Here is a 24,106-nt window from a genome sequence, read left to right as displayed (position 1 = left end):
CAAACGTTTCCCTGGTATAAATCTATACAACCCCGCCTTTCGCATAAATAAAAGTAATACCAAGCATAAACATAAATCACCTGTGGCACGCTATTTTCGTGATCAAAAATCCGTTTTTCGCATATCATGTGACACGCCGTTTCATTACATGATTTAGATCTATTTTTTGCAGAAGAAAATTCTGCAGAATTAGCCCCGACTTATTTCCTGTTCCCAAAAAATGAGTAATTTAACATGAACACAACAACTTCTTCGGCAAATGCCGTTAAAGATTCAAGCAAGTTTAACTATAAAGATTTTACCTGGTGTTTATCACTATTCGGTACAGCAGTTGGTGCTGGCGTACTATTCCTTCCAATCAAAGCTGGTGCGGGTGGTTTTTGGCCATTAGTTATCCTAGCTCTAATTGCGGCACCAATGACTTGGTTCGCACACAAATCTCTAGCTCGTTTCGTACTGTCTGCTAAAAACCCTGAAGCTGATATTACAGACACAGTTGAAGAGCACTTCGGTAAGACTGGCGCAAACATTATTACTTTTGCTTACTTCTTCGCTATCTACCCGATCGTTCTTATCTACGGTGTTGGTATCACAAACACAGTTGATTCTTTCCTAGTAAACCAAATGGGTATGGAATCTATTCCACGTCCTCTTCTTTCTGGTGCACTTATCCTTGCTATGACAGCAGGTGTTGTATTCGGTAAAGAGCTGATGCTTAAAGCAACTTCAGCAATGGTTTACCCACTAGTATTCATCCTACTAGCGCTATCTTTTTACCTAGTTCCTGATTGGAACACTTCAATGATGGACGTAAGCCCAGAATGGTCAACAATGCCTTCTATTATCTGGCTTGCTATTCCAATCATCGTGTTCTCTTTCAACCACAGCCCAATCATTTCACAGTTCTCTAAAGAGCAACGTCGTGTATACGGTGATGACGCAGTTAAGAAAACTGACGCGATCACTGGTGGCGCAGCAATGATGCTGATGGGTTTTGTAATGTTCTTCGTATTCTCTGTAGTGCTTTCTCTATCTCCAGAGCAACTAGCAACAGCACAAGCACAGAACATCTCTGTTCTTTCTTACCTAGCAAACGTACATGAGTCTCCACTTATCTCTTACATGGGTCCTCTAGTAGCGTTCGCAGCGATTACTTCTAGCTACTTCGGTCACTTCCTAGGTGCTCACGAAGGTCTTGTTGGTCTAATCAAGTCTCGCTCTGGTTCTTCAGTAAGCACTATCGAAAAAGCATCTCTAGCGTTCATCGTTGTTACTACTTGGATTGTTGCGGTAGTTAACCCAAGTATCCTAGGTATGATTGAAACAATGGGTGCTCCAATGATTGCAGCTATCCTGTTCCTAATGCCTGTATTCGCGATGCAAAAAGTACCAGCAATGGCTAAGTACAAAACTTCAGCACCTGTACAAATCTTTACAGCTTTATGTGGTCTAGCGGCTATTAGTTCTGTAATCTACGGCGCTCTTTAATCTCAAGCCCTTTTTATAAGATGGCATCCATCTTATATCACGAGATTAGACAAAAAATATAATGATAATAAATGAGCCTCCCTACTCCCCTTGGGAGGCTCTCTTTTTGAGGTAATCGCTATGATTAGTGTATTTGATATCTATAAAATCGGTGTTGGTCCATCGAGCTCACACACAGTTGGACCAATGAAAGCGGGTAAAGAATTTATTGATGACCTACGTTCAATGGGAAAATTGCGCGACATCACTAAAATCACCGTGGACGTATATGGATCACTATCACTGACAGGGAAAGGTCACCACACAGATATCGCAATCATCATGGGTCTTGCTGGCAATACTCCTGAGCGTGTTGATATCGATTCTATTGCTGGCTTCATTGCTCGCGTAGAAGAAACTGAGCGCCTTCCTGTTGGCATGCACTGTCATACAGTATCGTTCCCACGCGATGGCGGTATGAACTTCCACACTAGCAACCTTTCTCTACACGAGAACGGCATGAGCATTCATGCATGGGTTGGTGACGAAGTTGCATACTCAAAAACGTACTACTCAATTGGTGGCGGTTTCATCGTTGACGAAGAGAACTTCGGCAAAGAAGAAGAAAACCCAATCAAAGCACCTTACGAATTCACAACAGCTGAAGAGCTGGTTAATCAGTGCAAAGAAAGCGGTCTTTCTATCAGTACACTGGTTATGAAAAACCAAGCAGCGTTCCACTCAGACGAAGAGTCTCGCACTTACTTCGCTAACATCTGGAAAACTATGCGTGAGTGTATGGATCGCGGTATGAATACTGAAGGTATCCTGCCTGGTCCACTACGTGTTCCTCGCCGTGCAGCAGCACTTCGCCAACAGCTAATGACTTCAGAAAAAACAACCAATGATCCAATGTCGGTTGTTGACTGGGTAAACATGTTTGCTTTCGCAGTAAACGAAGAAAATGCAGCTGGCGGCCGTGTAGTAACGGCACCAACAAACGGCGCATGTGGCATCATCCCTGCTGTATTGGCTTACTACGATAAGTTCATCCAAACAGTGACAGAGAAAGATTACATCCGTTACTTCGCAGCTTCTGGCGCGATCGGTGGTCTTTACAAGCGTAACGCTTCAATCTCTGGTGCTGAAGTTGGCTGTCAGGGTGAAGTTGGTGTGGCATGCTCTATGGCTGCTGCTGGTCTTGCTGAGCTTATGGGTGGTAGCCCTGAGCAAGTATGTATGGCTGCAGAAATCGGCATGGAGCACAACCTAGGTCTAACATGTGACCCAGTTGCTGGCCAAGTACAAGTACCATGTATCGAGCGTAACGGTATTGCTGCAGTTAAAGCAATCAACTCGACTCGTATGGCACTTCGTCGTTCTTCTGCTCCTACTGTTTCTCTAGATAAAGTTATCGAAACAATGCTAGAAACAGGTAAAGACATGAACGCTAAATACCGTGAGACTTCTCAAGGTGGTTTGGCTGTTAAGGTTGTTTGTTGATAGCCTTTGAATCAATCTGTTTTTAATCAGCAGATAATAAAAAGGAACGCCGATGCGTTCCTTTTTTGTATCTGAATTCCGGCCACTTATATCTAAGATGCTCGATTCGCATCTTAGATAATGGACCAAAGAACTAGATCACTTGTGAGATAAGCAGGAAGCAACCAAACAGCAGTGAGAACAACATCATTGCGCTGCCACCTTCTGCTCGGTATCGGTCATCAGCAACTTTCATGAAACGCTGTTTGTGGACCATAACCAGAGGAACAAACACCGCTAGGAACACCAAGATGATACCTGCGTAATTCAGTACTTGTAGGAACTTGTCTGCCGCAAGCAATGAACCAGCCAACGGCAAGATAAAGCTAATGCAGTACGTTACCGCTGTATTTTGGTTGAACATGTCTTTGTTCTGGTTGAACAACGCCATCGCCACACCAAAGAAAGAGGTCAACAACGCCAAGCCCGTGAAGGTAGACAGAACGTTACCCACCCAAGGAGACTGAGCCTCAAACGCCGCCATCAAATCTGATACGTTCTCAAAGCTTCTGAATTGCTCTTCACTCAAGTTGCCCACTACCGCAAACAACCAACACAAGTAACACACTAATGGGATCAGAGAACCGATGATCACCATGTTACGCAGCTGTTTGTCTGTCGCTTCGTGGTTGTAAGAAACCAAGGTTGGAATCACCACCATAAAGCCAAAGCTCGTAAACAGGATGGCACTGGTTTTGATTAGGTCAACGTGGTCATGGCTGGTTACCTGCATCAAGTTTTCTTGAGTCATGCTCGGCGCTAAGAAGGCCATGGTTGCAAACAAACTAGCAAGCATCACGAAGAACAATGCTCGATTGAGCTTATCAATCACACCAGTACCACTTGCGACTACTGCGCCAGCAAGCAAGGTAAACACGGTTTGGCTGGTAGTCGCGGTAATTTCGACGCCAAAGTTAGACAGTAACTTACTCAGCAAGTCACCTGCGCCCAGAATGTAAGCCATTAATAGGCAAATCAACAACGCGTATAGCAAGCCGTTGGTAAGCAACTGACCTTGTTTACCCAAGGTTTTTCGGGCAATAGAGTTTAATCCTAGACCGCCACCCGCTTTGATGGTCGCTTCTAGAAGTAGTAATGCTGCGTAAGTCGTACCGAAGCAGATCAGTACCATAAGCAGTGTGCCGTAAAGCAATCCGAATTGAGCTAATACCATTGGGATCGCAAGCATACCAGCACCGAGAGCGGTACCAGCGATAATTAGGGAGCTACCCATCATTTTAATATTCATTGTTTTTAACTTATTTGTTTAGTTTTTATAGATGTGAGTCTTCGTTCATCGAGCGGATGACAAAGGAGTTCAGATAGAAATAAAGTTATAAAACGAATAACAATAGGAGCGATAAGCGGTAAAGAAGCGTGCAGAGACGTTGTCGAACAGGGCGTTCAAAGGGGAGCTTGTCTTAAAAGAGGTAAAACGAGAAGCGTGAGTAAGCATTAACTGATGTGGTGAACCTTCCGTAGGTTCAATAATCGGTGATGTAATCTTGAATTTCATGTATGTGTCCAATAAGTCACATTCCATAGTATTTGAAGCAGCGTATCCGTTGCTGCCCTACCTCTATCATAGAGGTCTTTTCATCTTATCGAATGAGCCTCGAAACACAACGCTATAACCACAATTTTTGCTATTAAATTGAACAAAACAACCATTTGGATATAAATTGACCACTAAGTCGTCTAAAACAATAGTCTTTATTGATAAAAGACAAGCGGACAAATACATCGAGCTAATTAACAACCTAGGCTTTTCTAATTATCAGCACAATCAAAACTCGATGCTGCACTTCAATTTTCCCAAAACAACAGTCTGTTTTAAGAACAGCGAGGAGCTTGAAGCGCGTTCCATTTCAACATCAGACACGACACAAACTCGCTACATCACAGAAACATAACCACAACCGGAGTGTGGTCACACAATTCGTTATACCCCATAGGTGGTAGGAATTCTTACTAGTACAGTATTTGCGTCATTATAATTAATAAAAACAAACACCTTATGCGCTCAACAATCACCTTTAAAATCCTAGTGGCCCTCGCCATCGTGTTCACCTTTTTGCTGGCAATATCGACCTATTTCCAATATTCGCAACAAAAGCAACTTGTAAACTCAGTGTTAAGTGAGCAGCTTCACGACAAAGCAAGTAACTACTTCGATAGCCTCAATATGATGATGCTCACCGGCACCATGGCACAAAAAGAGACCCTTCGTCAGAAAGCACTGGCTCAAGAAGGCATTGAAGACGTTCGTGTTTTACGCGCCGACGCTGTCAGCAAGTTATATGGCCCAGGTAATGACAACCAAACACCGGTTGACGATATTGATAAACGAGCGCTAGCGGGCGAAACCGTTATCGAACCTTTTTCTGCTGATTGGGGCAAAGGCTTGGTTATTGCTCTGCCAATGAAGTCGAGTGAAGATTACCGAGGAACCAATTGTGTCGCCTGTCATATGGCACCAGAAGGTGAAGTCTTGGGTGCGATTCGTCTCGAATATAACCTTAACCATGTTAACTCGCTGATTAACACTCAAACCATGGCTGCTATTGGCATTATGGCAGTGATCTCGTTTGCCGGATTTGTCCTTACGATGGGATTAATTCGTAAGATTATCGTGCGCCCGCTGCAACAGACTTCTCGCTTTATGACCCAAGTCAGCAACGATAAAAACCTATCCACTCGCCTGCCGGAACAAAGCAAGGATGAGATTGGCACGCTGGCTAACTCCATCAACTCGTTCATGGGAACCGTATCCGACAGCTTAGAAAAGGTACAAAACACCTCGCACAAACTGAATGCGTCTGCCAACCAACTGACTAGTGTCGCGCAAATTACCGAGCAAGCCGCCAGTGACCAGCAAAGCGAAACCGCCGAAGTGCAACATAATGTCGAAGGAATACAGGCACAGCAAGTCAATGTAGAACAAGCGACTTTAACGGCTTCAGAGCTTATCAATCACACCGCTGATGTGGCGTGTAAGAGTGCCAACCAAGCACACGAAGCAAGCAGTGAGATAAAAAACCTCGTTAGCAGCATAGAAGAAGTGAAACACAAAATACTGACACTCAATGAGCAAACCGGAGAGGTCTCTTCAATATTGAGTGTGATTCGTGGCATTGCTGACCAAACCAATCTTCTGGCCTTGAATGCAGCGATTGAAGCAGCTCGTGCGGGAGAACAAGGTCGTGGGTTTGCGGTAGTGGCAGATGAAGTTCGCCACCTTGCATCGCGAACCGCAGAAGCAACAGGCAGCATTGAGTCAATCATTCATCAATTCCAGCAAGGCAGTGAAGAGTCGCTAACTTCTGCCGATCGCGTTTGCGAACAAGCCCATCAAAGCTCAACCGATATCGACGCACTTTCAATTGAAATGAATGGTGTGGTCGAAGAGATGAAACAGGTGCTGGCTCACGCACAGAATATTCAGCAGCAAACACAATCCACCACACAAGCGACTCAAGATGTTCAACAAAAGGTTAAAACCATCACCTCTCACGCCAACAACACGTCGCAATCCGCGGCTGAAACTCGCAACATCAGCAATGACTTAGAAGAGCTGTCTGATCACCTTGAGTCACTGATTAATCAGTTTACTTTGTCGAGTACAAAGAAGAAGTCATAGATCGCCAACAAAAAAGCGCTCAACAATGAGCGCTTTAACTTCATAACAATGTCTAGTTCAGGCTTTCAGGCTTTCAGGCTTTAAAAGTACCTTAAACCAAGATTAGTGCGTAATGGAAACCGCGGTTAAGTCTTTATGCTTGTGATACATCGCGTGTTTGACTATCAGGTTCGCACTCACGCTATCCATTCCTGACACTTCAACGTAAGCCCCTTTTTTACGGAACTTGAACACAACCTTATCAAGCGCCTCGACCGAGGTATTATCTAAGAATGACGCATCCGATATATCGATGGTCACTAAAGAGGTCGCGTTGTCATAATCAAATAAGTCGACAAACGCATCTGACGAAGCAAAGAAGACATGGCCTTTTACTCGGTGAATGGTGTGCATTTCGTTTGTCACGACTTCATCGGATATAAACACCATGGATTTGCTGGCATGTGCATAAAACAGAGCCGACAGCACCACGCCAACCGCAACACCTATTGCTAAATTATGAGTAAACACCACCACCGCCACGGTTGCTAGCATGGTTACATTGGTTGGCAGTGTGTGATCTTTAAGCTCAACAATGGAACGCCATGAGAATGTGCCGATAGAAACCATGATCATCACAGACACTAAAGCGGCCATCGGTATCAGCTTCAACCAATCAGAAACAAACACCACCATTAGCAACAAAACCACCCCAGCGATCATGCTGGACAATCGGGTTAAGCCACCTGATTTGATGTTAATGATCGACTGACCGATCATTGCGCAGCCCGCCATTCCACCAAAAAGGGAAGCCACGATGTTCGCAACGCCCTGCCCTTTACACTCATTGTTTTTATTGCTTTCAGTATCAGTCAGGTCATCGACTATGGTCGCTGTCATCAAGGATTCCAACAAGCCAACCAGAGACAGAGCAATCGAATATGGCAGGATGGTTGCAAGCGTCTCAAACGTGAATGGAATATTAGGAATCAAGAACACAGGCAGTGAATCGGGAAGCTTGCCCATATCGCCAATCGTTCTCACATCTAAGCCGAAGAGCAAACTAATGATTGTCAGGGTAACAATCGCGACCAGTGGAGAAGGTATTGCGCGACCAAACTTGGGGAAATAAGGAAGCAGATAAATGATCGCCAAACCCAAAGCGACTAACACGTAAACGCTTGAAGGGACGTTGATTAATTCAGGAAGTTGGGCCATGAAAATTAGAATGGCGAGCGCGTTAACAAATCCAGTAATCACCGATTTGGAAACGAAATTCATCAGGTTACCAAGCTTGAGATAACCAGCTGCGATCTGAATGACGCCAGCTAGAAATGAAGCGGCGAGTAGATATTCTAGTCCGTGCTCTCTCACTAAAGTGACCATTAGTAGCGCCATAGCGCCTGTTGCACCGGAAATCATTCCCGGACGACTGCCAACCAAAGCAGTGACGACACAAATACAGAACGAGGCATAGAGCCCTACTTTAGGGTCAACGCCTGCAATAATTGAAAATGCGATGGCTTCAGGGATCAATGCGAGTGCAACCACAATCCCAGATAATGAATCTCCTTTAACGTTTGATAACCAGTGTTTTTTTAAATAATTAAGCATGTAATTCTCTTTTACTTGTACAGCCAGTCCTGCCTTGTTGAGACATAATTTGATCGACTGTTTTTCTTGAATGAGCGAGCGCTCGAAAAGTGCGGGTGTAGAGAGAATGCAGGGGTTAAGGCGGCGTAATTAACACGTAGATATTAAACTCCTCTTGTACTTTAGTGGGAAATTAAGAAGGTGATCAAGTCCAAAATGACTGAATCCGCGCCAATATAGAGTGAGTCTCAACACAATCACACTCCCATTATTGAAAACAAAGGTTTCGATTACGCCATGCTCGTTCAGCAGCTCACATAGGGTGAAAGGTAAGGCTGACGCTAAGATCGAACAAAAAACACACCCTCAAACCTATTTATCGTCAGTAGACACAATATTTCTTTCACCAAGCAAGAATAAAGGTTGAAGCTGTCGGTATGACAGGTAATATGTTCAATCGATTTAAAAAGTTTATACAACTTAATGTTTCGGCTAATTATTGTGCAAATGTATATTTATTTGCAGCAATGCCAGAGACTTTGAGTTGAATTTGTCCCTCAATGGAGAATGAAATCAACATGACTTACGCGCCTGTAACAGACGTACTTGGCGGCAAGCTAGCGGTAGACAGTGAAGTAACTGTTCGCGGCTGGATCCGTTCACGTCGTGATTCCAAAGCTGGAATCTCTTTCCTTGCCATTTATGACGGCTCTTGTTTCGACCCGATTCAGGCCGTGGTTCCTAATAATCTTAATAATTACGAAAACGAAGTATTAAAGCTAACAACTGGCTGCTCTGTTGAAGTAACGGGTAAGATTGTTGAGTCTCCTGCGAAAGGTCAAGACTTCGAACTAGCAGCAACTGACGTTAAAGTTGTAGGCTGGGTTGAAGACGCTGACACTTACCCAATGGCTAAGACGCGTCACTCTATCGAGTACCTTCGTGAAGTTGCTCACCTACGTCCACGTACAAACGTGATTGGCGCAGTAGCACGTGTACGTAACTGTCTATCTCAAGCGATTCACCGTTTCTACCACGAGCAAGGTTTCTTCTGGACTTCTGCTCCGCTTATTACTGCATCTGATGCAGAAGGCGCAGGTGAAATGTTCCGTGTTTCTACGCTAGACATGGAAAACCTACCACGCACTGAAAAAGGCGACGTAGACTTCAACGAAGATTTTTTCGGTAAAGAGACGTTCCTAACAGTATCTGGCCAACTTAATGCTGAAGCTTATGCTTGTGCACTAAGCAAGGTTTACACGTTCGGTCCTACGTTCCGTGCTGAAAACTCAAACACAAGCCGCCACCTAGCTGAGTTCTGGATGGTTGAGCCTGAAGTTGCGTTTGCAGACCTTAACGATGTAGCGAAACTGGCTGAAGACATGCTTAAGTACGTTTTCGCTGCTGTTCTTGAAGAGCGCCGCGACGACCTTGAATTCTTCGCTTCTCGCATCGACAAGCAAGCAATTACTCGTCTAGAGCAATTCGTTGACGCTGACTTCGCACAAGTTGACTACACTGACGCAATCCAAATCCTACTAGACTCTGGTAAGAAATTTGAGTTTGACGTTGAGTGGGGCATCGACATGTCTTCTGAGCATGAGCGTTACCTAGCTGAAGAGCACTTCAAAGCACCTGTTATCGTTAAGAACTACCCGAAAGACATCAAAGCTTTCTACATGCGCTTAAACGACGACGGCAAAACAGTTGCAGCAATGGACGTACTTGCACCAGGCATCGGTGAAATCATCGGTGGTGCACAACGTGAAGAGCGTCTAGACATTCTAGACGAGCGTATGATTGCTATGGGTATCGACCCTGAGCACATGAGCTGGTACCGCGACCTACGTAAATACGGTACAGTGCCACACGCTGGTTTCGGTCTTGGTTTCGAGCGTCTAGTATCTTACGTAACAGGTATGGGTAACGTTCGTGACGTGATTCCATTCCCACGTACACCACGCTCTGCAAACTTCTAATTCGAAACCTATTCGATATTAAAAGTTAAGAACAAACAAAAACCTCCGCACTTGCGGAGGTTTTTTTATGTTCGGAATAAAACGAGACGACGGCTGTTTCTGCGTACCACTATCTGAGACTCATTATTTCAAAAGCTAATCCACATCTTGGTCGATAGCGTATTTTATTGCAAGACCGCAGATTGCCATCATAACGAATGGGATCGCGGCAGTGGTGTATTCCGCCCACGCCATATCAGCGAATGCTTTTGCCAGCAGTACGTGGCCGAGAATAAGCAGAAGCGCACACACAATAGCGACAATAATCAGCTTAACTTCATTTCCCATAGTCATTTTCAACATAACGGTATCTCCAATATTTGGTCTACCGTTATTGAATCACAACTCTTTGGTCAATTAGGCGTACAGTTACCCCACAAACAACCCGTACAGTTGGAATGATTGTCTTTTTTATGAGGGACTTAAGGTTTTACGAGTGCGTAAGTTGATGTGCCAGTTTGCCAAGCCAGATGAGCGCCTGTTCTTTCTCTTCTGTCAGTTCATAAGAGAAGTTCAATCGTATCGCGTTATCCACTCTGCCATGCTCACTAAACAGATCGCCAGATGCAACGCTAATACCTTGTTCGATAGCCAGTTGATGAAACTGTTGGCTGTCGAATTTTTCAGAAAAGCGAATCCATATCAAGTAACCACCAGCCGGCTCTTCAATCTCTATTGAATGCGGAAAGTACTGCTTAATGACATCGATAAATCGCTCTTTCCTGACGACAAGGTTTTTACGCAGTTTACGAAGGTGATTGTCGTAGCTTTCATGCGTTAAGAAATGAGCGACACCAAGTTGAACAGGAGCGCTACTCGATAACGTAGAAAGAAGCTGTAACTTTTGAATCGCGTCGTTAAAACGCGTGTTCACAACCCACCCTACTCGATAACCAGGACACAAACTTTTTGAATACGACCCACAAAGCAAGACGGAATCGGTCTTATCGAAGGCCTTTAGTGGCTTCGGCTTATGCCCTTCGTAATAAAGATCGCCATACACGTCATCTTCAATAATGTAGGTTCCATGCTGTTCTGCAATCTCTACCACACGGCGCTTTGCCTGTTCCGACAAACTGGTTCCCGTTGGGTTTTGAAAAGTCGTCATCAGCCAACACGCTTTAACATCTTGGTTTTGTAGCGCGTTTTCAAACTGCTCTATATTCAACCCATTGATTGGGCAAACGTCCACTTCGATCGGGTTAAGCCCGAGCCTCTCGACAGCCTGCAGAGCACCATAGAATGCGGGAGACTCAATCACGACGTTATCACCCGACTTGGTGACCGTTTGCAGGCTCAAGTTGAGCGCCTCCATAGCACCCGACGTAATCACGATGTCTTGATGATTAACCGTGATCCCTTGCTGCAGATAACGCTGTGCGATTTGCCTTCTCAAGGACTCACTGCCCGGTGGTAAATTATTTATCACACTCGCGCCAGTCATCTTCCTACCCGCGCTGGCAAGGTTTCGAGTCAAGGTAGGTAACGGGAAAAGGTCGGGATCTGGGAATGCAGAGCCGAAAGGAATCACACCTTCGGCTGAACTCGACTTCAAGAAATCAAATAAGCGGTCATTAATGGCTTTCTTTTCACTAACGAGTGGCTGTGCGTAGTCAACGCCGTCCAGCCTTGGCGCTACAAAGTAGCCCGACTGAGGTTTAGCGATGATCCACCCTTCGCTTTCTAGCAACTGGTAGGCTTGTAAGACAGTACTATTGCTGACGTTGTAATTTCGACAACTCATGCGTACCGAAGGGATCTTCTCTCCGGATCGCCACGTATTGTTGGCTATCTGAGTTCGAATATCCTTTGCAAGCTCTTCATAACGCGCCATCTAATTGTACTACCTAGAGAAATTCTGTGAGCCGGTGATTTTATCACTTACGCCAACAACTATTGCTGCTATCCATATGATCGCACCTAATTTCCACAATAGTGTGAATTGGTTCACAGATAACTTTGTAAGCTTTGCTAAGTTTGTACCCAAGGTAGGAGCTAAGTTGGCTTTCTACCTCAATAATTTGATGTAACCCAAAAACATGCGAGATAACAATGAAAAAAATAGAAGCAGACCAATTAAGTTATAAAGGAGAGTCAAACGGTGTTCACAGTTGGACAACACCGAGCGGTCAGCCATATTACTGGCACCCAGATTGGCTCCATATTGCTGAAGATGCGACAGGCTCACATCCAAAGCAAAAGATCGATGTCGAACAAGACCAAGCACCAACGGAAAAACACGCGGTGTCTGCTATTCTGAAACACATCAACCAATGGGCTGCAGACAAACTAGCGTCTCACCCTGAGATTGAAACCGGCTCAATCGAAGCTGAAATCAATCTCAAAAAGTAACGGGGTAAAGTAGATAGCAAACTCAATCACTCGCGATTCTAACCAGTACACAGACTGAATAGCCTCGAACCTCGACCGAGGCTATTCAAGTATCTTCATAAAAATGCTGCAATAACCCCCACCTAGCTAACAAATCTCTAACACAAACCAGTTTCTTGTATCAATCCACGAAAGCTATCGATAGAATTTCCGGTCTTATTCACGTCACTTATGCTAATCATTCGCAATTCTAAAGTCGTGAATCAATGAATGCGTAAATCTAATAAGAATGAGAACAAAGGCTTACCGATGGATACTTCAAATTACAATCAATCGCTAACGACTAAGTTATACGTCATTGCTGGCGTGCTGTTTGGCACCTATGGCAGTCGGGTGTGCCCTATGCTCGATAGCTTAACGACGTTAGAGATTTTCACACAAGTCAGTATTGTGTTTATCTTATTATGGCTCGCACGTCGTTACCCATTGGCGCAACATACCTTGGTCAAGCAAGGCCGATTCGCGCAACTCGATACCCTGCTATTTTTTGCTGCAAGTGTGCCTTTCGCGCTCTACTACAACTTAAGCTATGAATTCACCATAGATAGTAATTTGAAGGTGCTGTTTGGCATGAGTCTATTCGGCTTCTTTACCGGAACCATTCTTCAATTGAATGCCAAGCTCAGCCAAATGGATAAAATGGAGACGACTGGACAATTCGACTTCCAACTGGTTGGTGAAAGAAGTTCACTGGTCAAGCAGATGATAGGCTTGGTTATCGTGCTTCTGGTAACACTGACGACTATGTTGACGATGATTGCTGTCAAAGACATCTTCTGGCTAGAACACAACCCTGACCGCTTATTGGATGGCACCGGCAAGATCAGCGTGATCAAAGAGTTTATTTATTTGGCTGTGGTACTGGGTGGCTACGCGATAACCATCATGACGCTTTGGAGCAAGCTAATTAAGCGTATTCTCCTAAGCCAAGAGCACGCATTAAACAAAGTCACCAATGGCGAGCAAGGCGTTCGCTTACCTATTTTCGGCTACAACGAGCTTGGATCAATGGCATCTATGACCAATACCATGCTTGATAGCCTTGAAACCGCGCAAAACGAAGTGAAAACCACACGTGACGTGGCCATTGTGAGCTTATCGGCATTGGCTGAATCTCGAGACAATGAAACGGGCGCACATATCCTAAGAACTCAAGAGTACGTCAAGGTGCTCGCACAAGAGCTCAGCAAATCAGAAACCCACTCAAGCTTGTTAACTCCAAACTACATCGAGTTGCTCTACAAATCTGCGCCTTTGCACGACGTGGGCAAAGTAGGTGTTCCTGATAGTGTGTTATTGAAGCCGGGCAAATTGACGGACGAAGAGTTTGAGATAATGAAAGGTCACCCCGCGATTGGGGCTGAAGCGTTATCTATTGCAGAAAAGCAGTTGGGAAGTAGCTCTTTCTTAAGAGTCGCAAAGGAGATATCTCTGACTCACCACGAGAAATGGAATGGCAGTGGTTATCCTAATCAGTTGTCTGGTGAAGATATCCCGTTATCTGGCCGTTTGATGGCGTTGGCCGATGTTTATGATGCGCTAATATCGAAACGCGTTTACAAGCCAGCCTTTACTCATGAACAAGCCAAACAGATCATCTTAGAGGGCAATGGGACGCATTTTGATCCGCAAGTTATCCAAGCTTTTCTAGCAGTTGAACAAGCGTTTGTTTCAATTGCCGCGACCTACAAAGATGGCAAAAATGTAGCCAGTGAACTCGAGCGCGAAAGCTTTATTGCTCAACCAGCGTAATCTATTCAAAAACCACTAACTTCTTGCACTCTATAGGTTAATCCGTAGGGTGTTTTGTTATCAAATACCCTCTTTAGTCAATAAATCTGATTGAAATGGATTTTTTTTAGCCTTTCTGTTCACTTCGTATTGTCTTAAAAATTCCATACAGGTATAACTACCCATAGATACTATCCCCTCTCAATTGACATGGATGAAGATTATGTTTGAAAAAGTGTTAGCTGCTCCCGCCGATCCTATCCTCGGCCTTACTGAAGAGTTTAAAAAAGACTCTCGTGCAGAGAAAATCAACCTTGGTGTTGGCATCTACAAAAATGAAGATGGTCAAACGCCTGTACTTAAAACAGTAAAGAAAGCAGAAGCTGCACTTCTTGAAAACGAAAAAACCAAATCTTACCTAACGATTGAAGGTACGGCTGAATACGGTCTAGCGGTTCAGAAACTTCTTTTCGGTTCAGACGCAGAGATCGTTGCATCTCAACGCGCTAAAACAGCACAAGCTCCAGGTGGTACAGGTGCACTTCGCGTAGCGGGTGAATTCATCAAGCGCCAACTGGGCGATGTAAAAATCTGGATCAGTAACCCAACTTGGGCAAACCACAACGGCGTTTTCGCTGCTGCGGGTATCGAGACAGCTCAATACAGCTACTACAACGCTGAAACAAAAGACAAAGACTTCGCAGGCATGGTTGCTGACCTAGAGAAAGCTTCTGAAGGCGATATCGTTCTTCTTCACGGCTGCTGTCACAACCCAACAGGTATCGACCCAACAACTGAAGAGTGGGAAGTTCTTGCTAAGCTGGTTGCTGAGAAAAAACTGCTGCCTCTATTCGATTTTGCTTACCAAGGTTTTGCAAAAGGCGTTGAAGAAGATGCTGCTGGCCTACGTATTTTTGCTCAATACAACAAAGAGATCCTTGTTGCTAGCTCGTTCTCTAAGAACTTCGGCTTGTACAACGAGCGTGTTGGTGCATTCACTCTGGTTGCAGAATCTGCAGACGTAGCAACAACAGCGTTCTCTCAAGTTAAGAGCATTATTCGCTCTATCTACTCTAACCCACCAGCGCACGGCAGTGCTGTCGTTACTCACATCCTTGGTGATGCTGATCTACGTGCTGAATGGGAAGCAGAAGTAGCAGAAATGCGTGACCGTATCCAAGAGATGCGTGAGCTATTCGTAACAACACTGAAATCTGAAGGTGTTGATGCAGACTTCACATTCATCGAACGTCAAAACGGCATGTTCTCTTTCTCAGGTCTAAGCAAAGAGCAAGTAACTCGCCTAAAAGACGAATTCGCAATCTACATTGTTGGCTCTGGCCGTATCAGTGTTGCTGGTATGACTAAGTCGAACATGGGTCCTCTATGTAAAGGTATCGCTGCGGTTCTTTAATCGTAAAGTGAAACCTGTATTTACAGACCAGAAACCTGCTCTTGCAGACCGATAGATATGCAAAAGCCAGCAATTAAGCTGGCTTTTTTGTGTCTCGACTTTCAGGTTTAGATACTTTGTAAGTTAATACTCTAAGAAAAACTCTACACCCAACTCATTGGTTCGTTCGCTACGAATTTTACCTTCACCATCTCGATGTTGGTATGACCCACCAATCGCAAACTTGTTGGTCACTAGATAACGTAAACCTAAGTGATAGATCTCTTCATCAAACAGGTCACTTCGGTTCACTTGCACACTGCCATTGGCAATCCAACGTTTCGCAAAGCCATAGTTAAGCTCAGCTTTTACCCCTTGGATGAACTCAGTGTCTGAAGATTCAGTTTGGTTGGTGTCATTATTTTCAACCTTACCCTTAGTGATACCAAGCAGGTAGTAAGCCACTATATCTAAATCTTTCTTAATGCTGTAACGGTAACCAACACCTGGCATCAGCGTATCAATTCGAGTTGTGGTGTCATCAGGGTGAATAAAGCGTGCGCTGTAGTCTCCCAGCAACAACCAATCATCCGTCATCGCGTAACTGACGCCTAATCCATACGACGAGGCATTGTTATTACTGCCTGCATCTTCATTTAAACTGCCCGAATGCGCCGTGGCATAAATATGGTCGTAATCCAAAATATCCACCGCGTTAGTGTCCGCCCACAAACTTGGAGAAAACATAAAAACCGCAGATACAAAACTAAGCTTCCACTTCGACATTCCTATCATCCTTAAACTGTCACTCCATTAATTGAAAGGTTAGTCTATCCATAAGACTTTAAAAAGGTTTTAGCTCACAGATTGATTTGTGACGGCAAAATATTATCAAATGTTGTACCATGAAATCATACAAACCAATGGATGATCATTATGGATGCTGAGTTATTAGAGATTCAAAACTTTCTGGCACAATACCCCCCTTTCACAGAACTCCCTGAGGAGATGTTGGCGAAAGTGACCAGTAGCGTGGAAATTTCTTATTACCGCCAAGATACCCCTATCATTCACTTTGGTGATCAAATTCATGACTTATACATCGTTCGAAGTGGCGAAGTCGAAGTCTACCGTCGTAAAGGCGAACTCTATAACCGCCTGGATGAAGGTCACCTGTTCGGTCAAATGGGCCTACTGACCAACAACAAGGTGCGTTTCCCAGTTAAAGCGACTGAAGACACCCTACTCTACTGTATTCCTGAGCCTATCTTCCAAGAGCTCTACGACAACTACGACTCTTTTGCCGATTTCGTAGAAGTAGAAGATAACGCACGACTGCGCCAAGCCAACTCAGACAGCAACGACGCTAACGACCTAACAACATCCAAGGTTAAAACGCTACTGACCAGCGAAGCGCCAATGATCGAAAAAACGCGCACGATTCAGCAAGCTGCGACCATGATGGCACAAGATAATGTTTCCTCTTTGCTGATCATCGACCCAGATATCGTTGAAGATGATGAAGATGACTCAACACCCGTGATTGGCATCATCACCGACCGAGATTTGTGTACGCGAGTCCTCGCCGAAGGTCTCGATCCATCGGATGAAGTATCCAGCGTAATGACACCAGAGGTTATCTCACTCGACCATAATGCTTACGTATACGAAGCTATGATGACCATGCTTCGCTATAACGTGCATCATTTACCAGTACTCAAAGATAAGAAGCCGATTGGTATTATCGAAGCGACCGATATTGTTCGTTACGAATCTCAAAACTCGCTGTTATTGGTAAGCAGCATCTTCCAACAACAAAGCATTGAAGATCTAAAGGTGCTTTCCGAGCAAGTGAAAGACAGCTTTGTGCGCTTAGTTAACGAAGATGCCAACGCCCACATGGTGGGTACTGCAATGTCGGTAATTGGTCGTAGCTTTAAGCAGCGAATTATCGAACTGGGTGAAGAGAAATTGGGCAAGGCGCCTATTCCTTACTGTTTCCTCGCACTCGGCTCTATGGGGCGTGATGAGCAGTTGCTGGTTACAGACCAAGATAACGCAATCATTCTTGATGATACCTACGACGAGAAAAAGCACGGTAAGTACTTTGAAGAGCTATCGACCTTCATTTGTGATGGCTTAGACCAATGTGGCTATGTGTACTGTACTGGTGACATCATGGCAACTAACCCAACGTGGCGTATGACTCGTCGCCAATGGGAAGAGTGCTTTGCCGATTGGATTGATGATCCAAACCCGAAAGCCCTGTTGAATGCTTCAATCTTCTTTGACTTAGATGGCGTTTATGGTCGTCTAAAATGGGCCGAGCAATTGAACAGCTTTATTGTTCGACGCGCACGTAAGAACAATCGCTTCTTGGCGTGTCTTGCACGTAACGCACTCAACCGTACACCGCCGCTCGGTTTCTTCAAAGATTTCGTGATGGAGAAAGATGGCCGTCACAACAACTCTATCAACCTTAAGCGTCGTGGTACTGCGCCACTGGCCGATTTGATTCGTGTTCACTCGCTCGCGGTAGCGTCTCGCTCTAAGAACTCGTTCGAACGCTTAGATGACATTATCGACGCTGGTATTCTGCCAAAAGGCCGAGCTCAAGATTTGAAAGATGCGATGGAGTTTATCTCTCTGGTTCGTATTCGTCACCAAGCACACGATGTCGACAACAACATCGAGCCTGATAACAACATCGAGCCAGAGAACCTGTCTGACTTCGAACGACGTAACCTAAAGGATGCATTCCAAATATTAAGTAATGCGCAAAACTTCCTTAAGTTCCGTTATCAAGCCAGCAACAAGTTTAAGTAGGGCCTATGAACAAACTATTCAGATCACCTGCGGTCGATTGGCCATTTAAGTTTGCTCAGAAGCTAGAACGAGCGAGAGACGAGCGCTTAAAGCACTTTTATAGCCAGCCTCTTCCTGCGCCTGATACGCCACTTTCAGAAGTGATGTTCTTGGCTGTCGACTTTGAAACGACGGGGTTAAACCCAAACAAAGACGGCATCATTACCATTGGTTTAGTGCCATTTACGCTCAATCGTATCTACTTACGACAAGCCAAACACTGGACGCTGAGACCCAAACAGAAGTTGGAAGAAGAGTCTGTCGTGATTCATGGCATCACTCACAATGACATCATTGATGCGCCAGACCTTAGCGAAGTGTTGGGAGAGATCTTAGAATCAATGGCGGGACATATCCCAGTGGTTCACTATCGTCGTATCGAACGTGACTTCTTAGATAACGCATTAAAAGTGAGGTTAGGTGAAGGCATTGAGTTCCCAGTCCTCGACACGCTGGAGATTGAATCTCAGATCCAAAATAAACTGGCTGGCGGCTTGTGGAATAAGCTAAAAGGTAAGAAGCCGGCTTCAGTGAGACTGGGTCAGAGTCGTCGTCGATACCACCTACCCGACTACACGCCACATCATGCATTAACTGATGCTATTGCGACCGCTGAGCTACTCCAAGCGCAAATTGCTCATCACTTTGACTCTGAGATGCCTCTGAAGAGTTTCTGGCTCTAGCTGAGTTACGTAAGCTAAATACAAACACAAAGCCCATCAACTTTCCATTGGTGGGCTTTTTCATTTTTATCGTCTGTGTTTAAGCAACGGTTGGCCCGACTAAGCGCATTTCCCATAAGCGTTTAAACATATTATAACGTCACACCGCAGCAGTTCCGCTCTAATGGACGTCGAAAATCGTGATCGCTATTTGTCAGCGTGATTGGCATTATTACTTCCCAACCACAGACAACGTTTGGTAATAAAGACGCTTTTGCTGATACATATTCTCATCAGCGACTGAGAACAATTGCTCAACGTCTGTTGAATTACTAGAGGCTGCACCAATCGAGAATCTGACAGGAATAGAGATACCCGCTTTAGTCTCGATTGCCTGTTGCTCCTGAGCAATGTACAACTGCTCAGTCATCTTTGCGACATTGAGCGAACTCGACTCACCAGACGTTAAGGTAAGCACCGCAAATTCATCTCCACCCAAACGGTATAGATTACTGGCAGGTGTCAATTCGTGGCTGATTACGTCTACGCAGCGCTGTATCAGCTCATCCCCGATCTCATGCCCATGAACATCATTGGTCGTTTTCAAGCCATTGATATCAATAATGATCAAAGAAATCTGATTTTGATTGTCGTTAATGCTGCGTTTACTGAATTCGAGATCTTCATTAAAAGCTTTACGATTCAAACAGCCAGTCGGCATGTTAATCCGTGTAATATTTTCGAGCTCTAGCCAACCAGCTAACTGTTTTTGGTACATGTCAAAAATCAGAAGATCTTCTTCACTGAGGGCATCAAATGAACTTGAACAAAAATACCCGATCGCCGCCCCCTGTGAGTCACAGAGTATCAGGTCAGCCTCGCCAGTCCGGTTAAAATGAAACTGAATCGAATGTTGAACAAGTAATGTCTTTAACTCTTGATCGACCATTTGAGGAATCAACCGATATTCAGCCGCGTGTCTTGATGATGCAAACTGAACGATCTTCAAAATACGATGCTTCTGGGATTCTTCACGCGCGAGCGAATTAGTTAACTTGCTGGTTTTCTCTTCGACTAAGTCCTCTAGCTGAACATTAAATCTTTCGAGTTTATCGTTACTTTCGGTAAGCTCACGGACTTGATATTGTATGCGACCCCACAAGGTTTCCAATAAACGACTCAGCGTGACGAACTCTGTAAAACGATGTTCATCCACACTATGAGTCGGTGACTGGTTATGCGAATACGACGTAACAGATTCAGCCAACAAGTTTAACTGCCCTGAGAACCAGCGGCTTAGGAACAGAGCAAACACAATCGAGATGGCAAGCGTCGCCACCAATATTCTGACAAAGACCACCTGAGCTTGTTGCATCTCTAATAAACGCTCACTGTCGGAAATATGATGTTTGACGTTCAGTACCAATTTGTCGGTAAAGAATGTGCTTTCGATAGAGATAATGTTCGCACTTTGTTCAGAAGATTGAGCATCCGTTGAATCAATATAGTTAAACTCAACCGACTCATTTTGATAAAGGAAAGGCGTCACTTTAGTCTTAAGTCTGTCATACCCCATAAGAACCACAAGATAACCCTGCGGCGTGTATGTAGAACCTTCTATCAAACGATAAGGTAAAATCGGCGCGACAAAAGCGATACCTGCAGCGGCATTATCCGCCACTTCAGTTTCGGTAAACTCGGTGTGGAACAATTTCCCTTGCCCATAAACCGATTGAGGACGCTTCAAGCTTTCTAATAACTGGCTCTGCTCAAAATGGTACAAGCTGCCTTTGCTGTCATAAATGGGCTTCCAGTTTTGGTCCAGAATATAAGTCGCGGACACACTCTCCGCTAGCGCATTGAAGCTATCCATCTTGTCCCAAACAACACTCGAGAAAAAGATATTACCACCCGCTTTAATCAATGATCGGTCATGCGAATACCATTGAGTTAGGCTCGCCGTCAGCTTAATTTGCTCTTGTACGGTTTGACGAATACCGGTCGTAGAGTTGTCCAGCTTGGTTTCTTTTTGCTCTAAAGAACTTTGGTTTTGTTTATTGAGAATCAACTGTCCCGCTAGGTAAACAGGAAGCATTGAGCAAGCCAGCAACACCAAGCCCATGGTGTATTTTAATGATAGCTTCAATCTCTTACCCTCATATTCGCCGAGTAATATTGAACAAAATCATTGTAAAATTTATGCAGTTCACTCTTTGGCATCCCTGACTTGTAACGCTGATACGCCCGAGCCGATGCCTCCCAAACGATCGCCATCTTGTAGTCACTCGACATCATTTGCGATGCTTGAAACTCATCGTACATATTTGAAAGTGTCTGGTTACCTTCCTCAACACGGCGTTGATTAACCTCATAAAACGGCGAAACCATGGCACTCGAGTGAGCTAAAGAGGTGAAACTGTTTGATTGCAGGTATTGAACGACTTCTTTCAAAGCCAATTTCTTATCTGGGTTTTGCATGCCTTTTTCCGTGACAGCAAAAACCTTTGCGCCACTAAATGAAGACATACTTTCACCCCGATAGGTCGGCAACGAATTGATGTACAAATCTCGACCAAAGGCGGCATCGAGTTCGCTGAACGCCCAATCACCGTCAATCAAAAACTCGACTTCCCCATTGATGAACCTCTGCCTCGCGCAAATATCGCTGCACGATGATTCGATGACTTTTTTCTGCTGCAACATGTCGATGAAATCAAAGATAGCAACTAACCCTTCACCATTAACATTCTTCGACGATAATAAGTCTTCAGAAAAAAGCTGATAGAAAGCTAGATAGAAGTACATGTTTGGATTGGGAAAAAGCACGCTCACTTGATCGGACTGAGCAGAGCGTTCAATTAGGCTCTCCCATGTCACGACTTGCGCTTGAGGCTTGCTCGAATACAGAACGACTTGGTTTCCAATACCAACCGGTAACGCCTTAAGCTCACCGTTGATGACCACTGCATCGAGCGCTTTTTTCTCATAGCGTTGGGTATCGACCCAAGCATCAGGAAGCGTCGCTAAATCGATATATTCAGTTAGACCTAAGAAGTCAGAAGGAACCCAGATGGCGTCGGGAAAGGTATTGTCTCTAGGATCAGCAACAAGCAGTTCAGAACGAATACTGTTGACGTCAAACGAACGAATTTCTACACGATGATCAGTCATCGCTTCGATATGTTCTTTTACATAATCGGCCGTTTCATAATTAATACCAGCCCATATTTCAAGTGTGGATGAACAAGCAACGGCCGGAAATAGCATCGCAAATAGACTCAATAACCTCACACTTGGTTCCTTGTGGTAAAAATTAGACGTTGGATTTTAATCGCCCATCAATAAACCGGGCGATGCGGCTTATCGCTCACTGCTCATGATTAGAGACCTAGCTTTGGGCGACACGTTATATAGTAAAAAGTGCCTAAATAACAGTTGATACTCTCGCTTTAAGAGAAAGGTCTGCTCATTCTGATACATCCGTCATATCTCTGAATGACTGTTCTTACAATAAATCAACATACCATACCCTTTATTATTAACGACAAAAAAAATGCCGCAAAAGCGGCATCTGTCTCGTTCGGTGCATTCGACACAATAAAAATCAAATAAGCAATTTATCAGTCAAAGCCCTATCATCGATTAAGCGTATTTCTCTTCGAAATCTTTCATGAAGCTAACCAGCGCTTGAACGCCTTCCAGAGACATTGCGTTGTAAAGTGAAGCTCTCATTCCACCTACTGCTCTATGCCCTTTCAGTGATTTCAGACCTGCAGCATCAGCCAATTCTAGGAACTTGCCATCTAACTCAGGTTTCGCCAGTTGGAACGGCACGTTCATTCTAGAACGGTTTGCAGTGTGAACATCGTTTTTGTAGAAAGCTGAGCTATCGATTGCATCGTAAAGCAGCGCTGCTTTCTCTTTGTTCACCAGCTCCATCGCTTCAACGCCACCTTGAGCTTTCAGCCACTTGAACACAAGGCCTGATAGGTACCAAGCGTACGTTGGTGGTGTGTTGAACATTGAGTCTTTTTCAGCAAGTACTTTGTAGTTCAGAATACTCGGCAACACGTCGTTTGCGAGTTCGAGTAGATCATCACGTACGATTGCAATGCAGATACCCGCAGGGCCGATATTCTTTTGCGCGCCCGCGTAGATAACACCGTACTGAGACACATCAATCTTACGAGACAGAATGTTAGATGACATATCCGCTACGATTGGCTTATCCGTTTGAGGAAGCTCGCTGATTTCAATACCATCGATGGTTTCATTCGGACAGAAATGTACATACGCAGCTTCCGGGTCAATTTTCCAATCTTTAGCTGGAACAACCGCTGCTTTACCATCAATTGACGTCTTCGCGTTGAATACATCGATTTCGCAATATTTGCTCGCTTCAGTCACTGCACTTTCTGCCCAGTAACCCGCATCAATGTAAGTCGCTTTCGTCGCATCACCTAAAAGGTTTAGAGGAACAGCAGCGAATTGAGCACGAGCGCCCCCCTGACAGAAAAGAACTTTGTAGTTGTCTGGGATGTTCAGAAGATCACGTAGGTCCTGTTCGGACTCGTCAGCAACTTGAATAAATTCCTTGCTGCGATGGCTGATTTCCATCACGGAAGTCCCTAAACCATTCCAATCAATAAAGTCCGCTTGCGCTTGTTTCATTACCGGTTTAGGCAGTGCAGCTGGGCCAGCACTGAAGTTGAATACGTTATCTAATGTAAGTTCCATGGGGATGATTGCTCCTGCTAAATAATAACTATGCAAGTAATACCATGTTTTACCCAACATAAAAACAACAAAAGAGGTCTTAAGACCT

18 protein-coding genes are annotated in these 24,106 nt (G+C 44.6%); 9 read left to right on the top strand and 9 right to left on the bottom strand.

Annotation, left to right across the window (positions count from 1 at the left end; translation table 11 throughout):
* Positions 1–234 precede the first annotated feature (234 nt).
* The gene (locus tag BCU07_RS04615) at positions 235–1,488 is read left to right on the top strand and encodes an aromatic amino acid transport family protein (protein ID WP_102320452.1); all 1,254 of its coding nucleotides are present in this window, start codon (positions 235–237) and stop codon (positions 1,486–1,488) included.
* A 120-nt stretch (positions 1,489–1,608) separates the two neighbouring features.
* Entirely contained in the window at positions 1,609–2,970 is a 1,362-nt protein-coding gene (locus tag BCU07_RS04610) for an L-serine ammonia-lyase (RefSeq protein WP_017060420.1), read from the top strand.
* A 133-nt stretch (positions 2,971–3,103) separates the two neighbouring features.
* Here BCU07_RS04610 and BCU07_RS04605 read toward each other — a convergent pair whose 3' ends face one another.
* Together BCU07_RS04605 and BCU07_RS04600 are read right to left on the bottom strand one after the other, a co-directional pair.
* Complete coding sequence (locus tag BCU07_RS04605) at positions 3,104–4,246, bottom strand: amino acid permease (RefSeq protein WP_017060419.1); 1,143 nt, start codon at positions 4,244–4,246, stop codon at positions 3,104–3,106.
* Between the two features lie 81 nt (positions 4,247–4,327).
* Positions 4,328–4,525, bottom strand: a complete 198-nt coding sequence (locus BCU07_RS04600; protein ID WP_048611631.1) for a hypothetical protein — start codon at positions 4,523–4,525, stop codon at positions 4,328–4,330.
* Between the two features lie 501 nt (positions 4,526–5,026).
* Between BCU07_RS04600 and BCU07_RS04595 the strand changes: the two genes are divergently transcribed.
* Complete coding sequence (locus BCU07_RS04595; RefSeq protein WP_102428578.1) at positions 5,027–6,649, top strand: methyl-accepting chemotaxis protein; 1,623 nt, start codon at positions 5,027–5,029, stop codon at positions 6,647–6,649.
* Between the two features lie 102 nt (positions 6,650–6,751).
* On the opposite strand, the gene BCU07_RS04590 is transcribed toward BCU07_RS04595, so the two are convergent.
* Complete coding sequence (locus BCU07_RS04590; protein ID WP_017068770.1) at positions 6,752–8,242, bottom strand: SulP family inorganic anion transporter; 1,491 nt, start codon at positions 8,240–8,242, stop codon at positions 6,752–6,754.
* A gap of 557 nt (positions 8,243–8,799) precedes the next feature.
* Between BCU07_RS04590 and asnS the strand changes: the two genes are divergently transcribed.
* Positions 8,800–10,200 carry an asparagine--tRNA ligase gene (asnS, locus tag BCU07_RS04585; protein WP_017060416.1) on the top strand — a complete coding sequence of 467 codons (1,401 nt, stop codon included), beginning with the start codon at positions 8,800–8,802 and terminating at the stop codon, positions 10,198–10,200.
* A gap of 135 nt (positions 10,201–10,335) precedes the next feature.
* Here the strand turns inward: asnS and BCU07_RS04580 are convergent, their stop codons facing one another.
* On the bottom strand, positions 10,336–10,542 hold the full coding sequence (locus tag BCU07_RS04580) for a hypothetical protein (protein ID WP_004734707.1): 207 nt from the start codon (positions 10,540–10,542) through the stop codon (positions 10,336–10,338).
* 127 nt (positions 10,543–10,669) lie between these two features.
* On the bottom strand, positions 10,670–12,073 hold the full coding sequence (locus BCU07_RS04575; RefSeq protein ID WP_017065418.1) for a PLP-dependent aminotransferase family protein: 1,404 nt from the start codon (positions 12,071–12,073) through the stop codon (positions 10,670–10,672).
* Between the two features lie 218 nt (positions 12,074–12,291).
* Here BCU07_RS04575 and BCU07_RS04570 point away from each other — a divergent pair, with 218 nt between their 5' ends.
* The 3 genes from BCU07_RS04570 (at position 12,292) to BCU07_RS04560 (ending at position 15,775) form a co-directional block, all read left to right on the top strand.
* Positions 12,292–12,591: a hypothetical protein gene (locus tag BCU07_RS04570; RefSeq protein WP_017060414.1), complete on the top strand. Its 300-nt coding sequence runs from the start codon at positions 12,292–12,294 to the stop codon at positions 12,589–12,591.
* A gap of 249 nt (positions 12,592–12,840) precedes the next feature.
* Complete coding sequence (locus BCU07_RS04565) at positions 12,841–14,382, top strand: HD-GYP domain-containing protein (protein ID WP_102428577.1); 1,542 nt, start codon at positions 12,841–12,843, stop codon at positions 14,380–14,382.
* 202 nt (positions 14,383–14,584) lie between these two features.
* Entirely contained in the window at positions 14,585–15,775 is a 1,191-nt protein-coding gene (locus BCU07_RS04560) for an amino acid aminotransferase (RefSeq protein WP_019822582.1), read from the top strand.
* A 123-nt stretch (positions 15,776–15,898) separates the two neighbouring features.
* On the opposite strand, the gene BCU07_RS04555 is transcribed toward BCU07_RS04560, so the two are convergent.
* Positions 15,899–16,540, bottom strand: coding sequence for an outer membrane beta-barrel protein (locus BCU07_RS04555; protein WP_052878179.1), 642 nt, complete (start codon positions 16,538–16,540; stop codon positions 15,899–15,901).
* Positions 16,541–16,690: 150 nt separating this feature from the next.
* Here BCU07_RS04555 and BCU07_RS04550 point away from each other — a divergent pair, with 150 nt between their 5' ends.
* Both BCU07_RS04550 and BCU07_RS04545 read left to right on the top strand, forming a co-directional pair.
* The gene (locus BCU07_RS04550) at positions 16,691–18,580 is read left to right on the top strand and encodes a DUF294 nucleotidyltransferase-like domain-containing protein (protein WP_048609207.1); all 1,890 of its coding nucleotides are present in this window, start codon (positions 16,691–16,693) and stop codon (positions 18,578–18,580) included.
* A gap of 5 nt (positions 18,581–18,585) precedes the next feature.
* On the top strand, positions 18,586–19,302 hold the full coding sequence (locus BCU07_RS04545) for a 3'-5' exonuclease (protein WP_017060409.1): 717 nt from the start codon (positions 18,586–18,588) through the stop codon (positions 19,300–19,302).
* A gap of 211 nt (positions 19,303–19,513) precedes the next feature.
* Here BCU07_RS04545 and BCU07_RS04540 read toward each other — a convergent pair whose 3' ends face one another.
* The 3 genes from BCU07_RS04540 to serC form a co-directional block, all read right to left on the bottom strand.
* A complete protein-coding gene (locus tag BCU07_RS04540) occupies positions 19,514–21,403 on the bottom strand; it encodes a GGDEF domain-containing protein (protein WP_102428576.1) in 1,890 nt (629 codons plus the stop codon).
* A gap of 20 nt (positions 21,404–21,423) precedes the next feature.
* Positions 21,424–22,572 (bottom strand): extracellular solute-binding protein, encoded by a 1,149-nt coding sequence (locus tag BCU07_RS04535; protein WP_372055821.1) that lies wholly within the window; start codon positions 22,570–22,572, stop codon positions 21,424–21,426.
* 351 nt (positions 22,573–22,923) lie between these two features.
* Positions 22,924–24,018: a 3-phosphoserine/phosphohydroxythreonine transaminase gene (gene serC, locus BCU07_RS04530; RefSeq protein WP_017065411.1), complete on the bottom strand. Its 1,095-nt coding sequence runs from the start codon at positions 24,016–24,018 to the stop codon at positions 22,924–22,926.
* Between the last annotated feature and the right edge of the window lie 88 nt (positions 24,019–24,106).

Source organism: Vibrio sp. 10N.261.54.E10 (genome assembly GCF_002877735.2).
Classification (GTDB): domain Bacteria; phylum Pseudomonadota; class Gammaproteobacteria; order Enterobacterales; family Vibrionaceae; genus Vibrio; species Vibrio crassostreae_C.
The sequence above is the reverse complement of the archived record's forward strand: the minus strand, read 5'-3'. Positions and strand labels throughout refer to the sequence as shown.

What these genes read in the sequence shown, in the direction of transcription:
- BCU07_RS04595 (WP_102428578.1), top strand. Translation starts at nt 5,027, where the DNA reads ATGCGCTCAACAATCACCTTTAAAATCCTAGTGGCCCTCGCCATCGTG.
- BCU07_RS04580 (WP_004734707.1), bottom strand. Translation starts at nt 10,542, where the DNA reads ATGTTGAAAATGACTATGGGAAATGAAGTTAAGCTGATTATTGTCGCT.
- BCU07_RS04550 (WP_048609207.1), top strand. Translation starts at nt 16,691, where the DNA reads ATGGATGCTGAGTTATTAGAGATTCAAAACTTTCTGGCACAATACCCC.
- BCU07_RS04600 (WP_048611631.1), bottom strand. Translation starts at nt 4,525, where the DNA reads ATGAAATTCAAGATTACATCACCGATTATTGAACCTACGGAAGGTTCA.
- BCU07_RS04570 (WP_017060414.1), top strand. Translation starts at nt 12,292, where the DNA reads ATGAAAAAAATAGAAGCAGACCAATTAAGTTATAAAGGAGAGTCAAAC.
- BCU07_RS04565 (WP_102428577.1), top strand. Translation starts at nt 12,841, where the DNA reads ATGCGTAAATCTAATAAGAATGAGAACAAAGGCTTACCGATGGATACT.
- BCU07_RS04560 (WP_019822582.1), top strand. Translation starts at nt 14,585, where the DNA reads ATGTTTGAAAAAGTGTTAGCTGCTCCCGCCGATCCTATCCTCGGCCTT.
- serC (WP_017065411.1), bottom strand. Translation starts at nt 24,018, where the DNA reads ATGGAACTTACATTAGATAACGTATTCAACTTCAGTGCTGGCCCAGCT.
- asnS (WP_017060416.1), top strand. Translation starts at nt 8,800, where the DNA reads ATGACTTACGCGCCTGTAACAGACGTACTTGGCGGCAAGCTAGCGGTA.
- BCU07_RS04590 (WP_017068770.1), bottom strand. Translation starts at nt 8,242, where the DNA reads ATGCTTAATTATTTAAAAAAACACTGGTTATCAAACGTTAAAGGAGAT.
- BCU07_RS04575 (WP_017065418.1), bottom strand. Translation starts at nt 12,073, where the DNA reads ATGGCGCGTTATGAAGAGCTTGCAAAGGATATTCGAACTCAGATAGCC.
- BCU07_RS04555 (WP_052878179.1), bottom strand. Translation starts at nt 16,540, where the DNA reads ATGTCGAAGTGGAAGCTTAGTTTTGTATCTGCGGTTTTTATGTTTTCT.
- BCU07_RS04605 (WP_017060419.1), bottom strand. Translation starts at nt 4,246, where the DNA reads ATGATGGGTAGCTCCCTAATTATCGCTGGTACCGCTCTCGGTGCTGGT.
- BCU07_RS04545 (WP_017060409.1), top strand. Translation starts at nt 18,586, where the DNA reads ATGAACAAACTATTCAGATCACCTGCGGTCGATTGGCCATTTAAGTTT.
- BCU07_RS04610 (WP_017060420.1), top strand. Translation starts at nt 1,609, where the DNA reads ATGATTAGTGTATTTGATATCTATAAAATCGGTGTTGGTCCATCGAGC.
- BCU07_RS04615 (WP_102320452.1), top strand. Translation starts at nt 235, where the DNA reads ATGAACACAACAACTTCTTCGGCAAATGCCGTTAAAGATTCAAGCAAG.
- BCU07_RS04540 (WP_102428576.1), bottom strand. Translation starts at nt 21,403, where the DNA reads ATGGGCTTGGTGTTGCTGGCTTGCTCAATGCTTCCTGTTTACCTAGCG.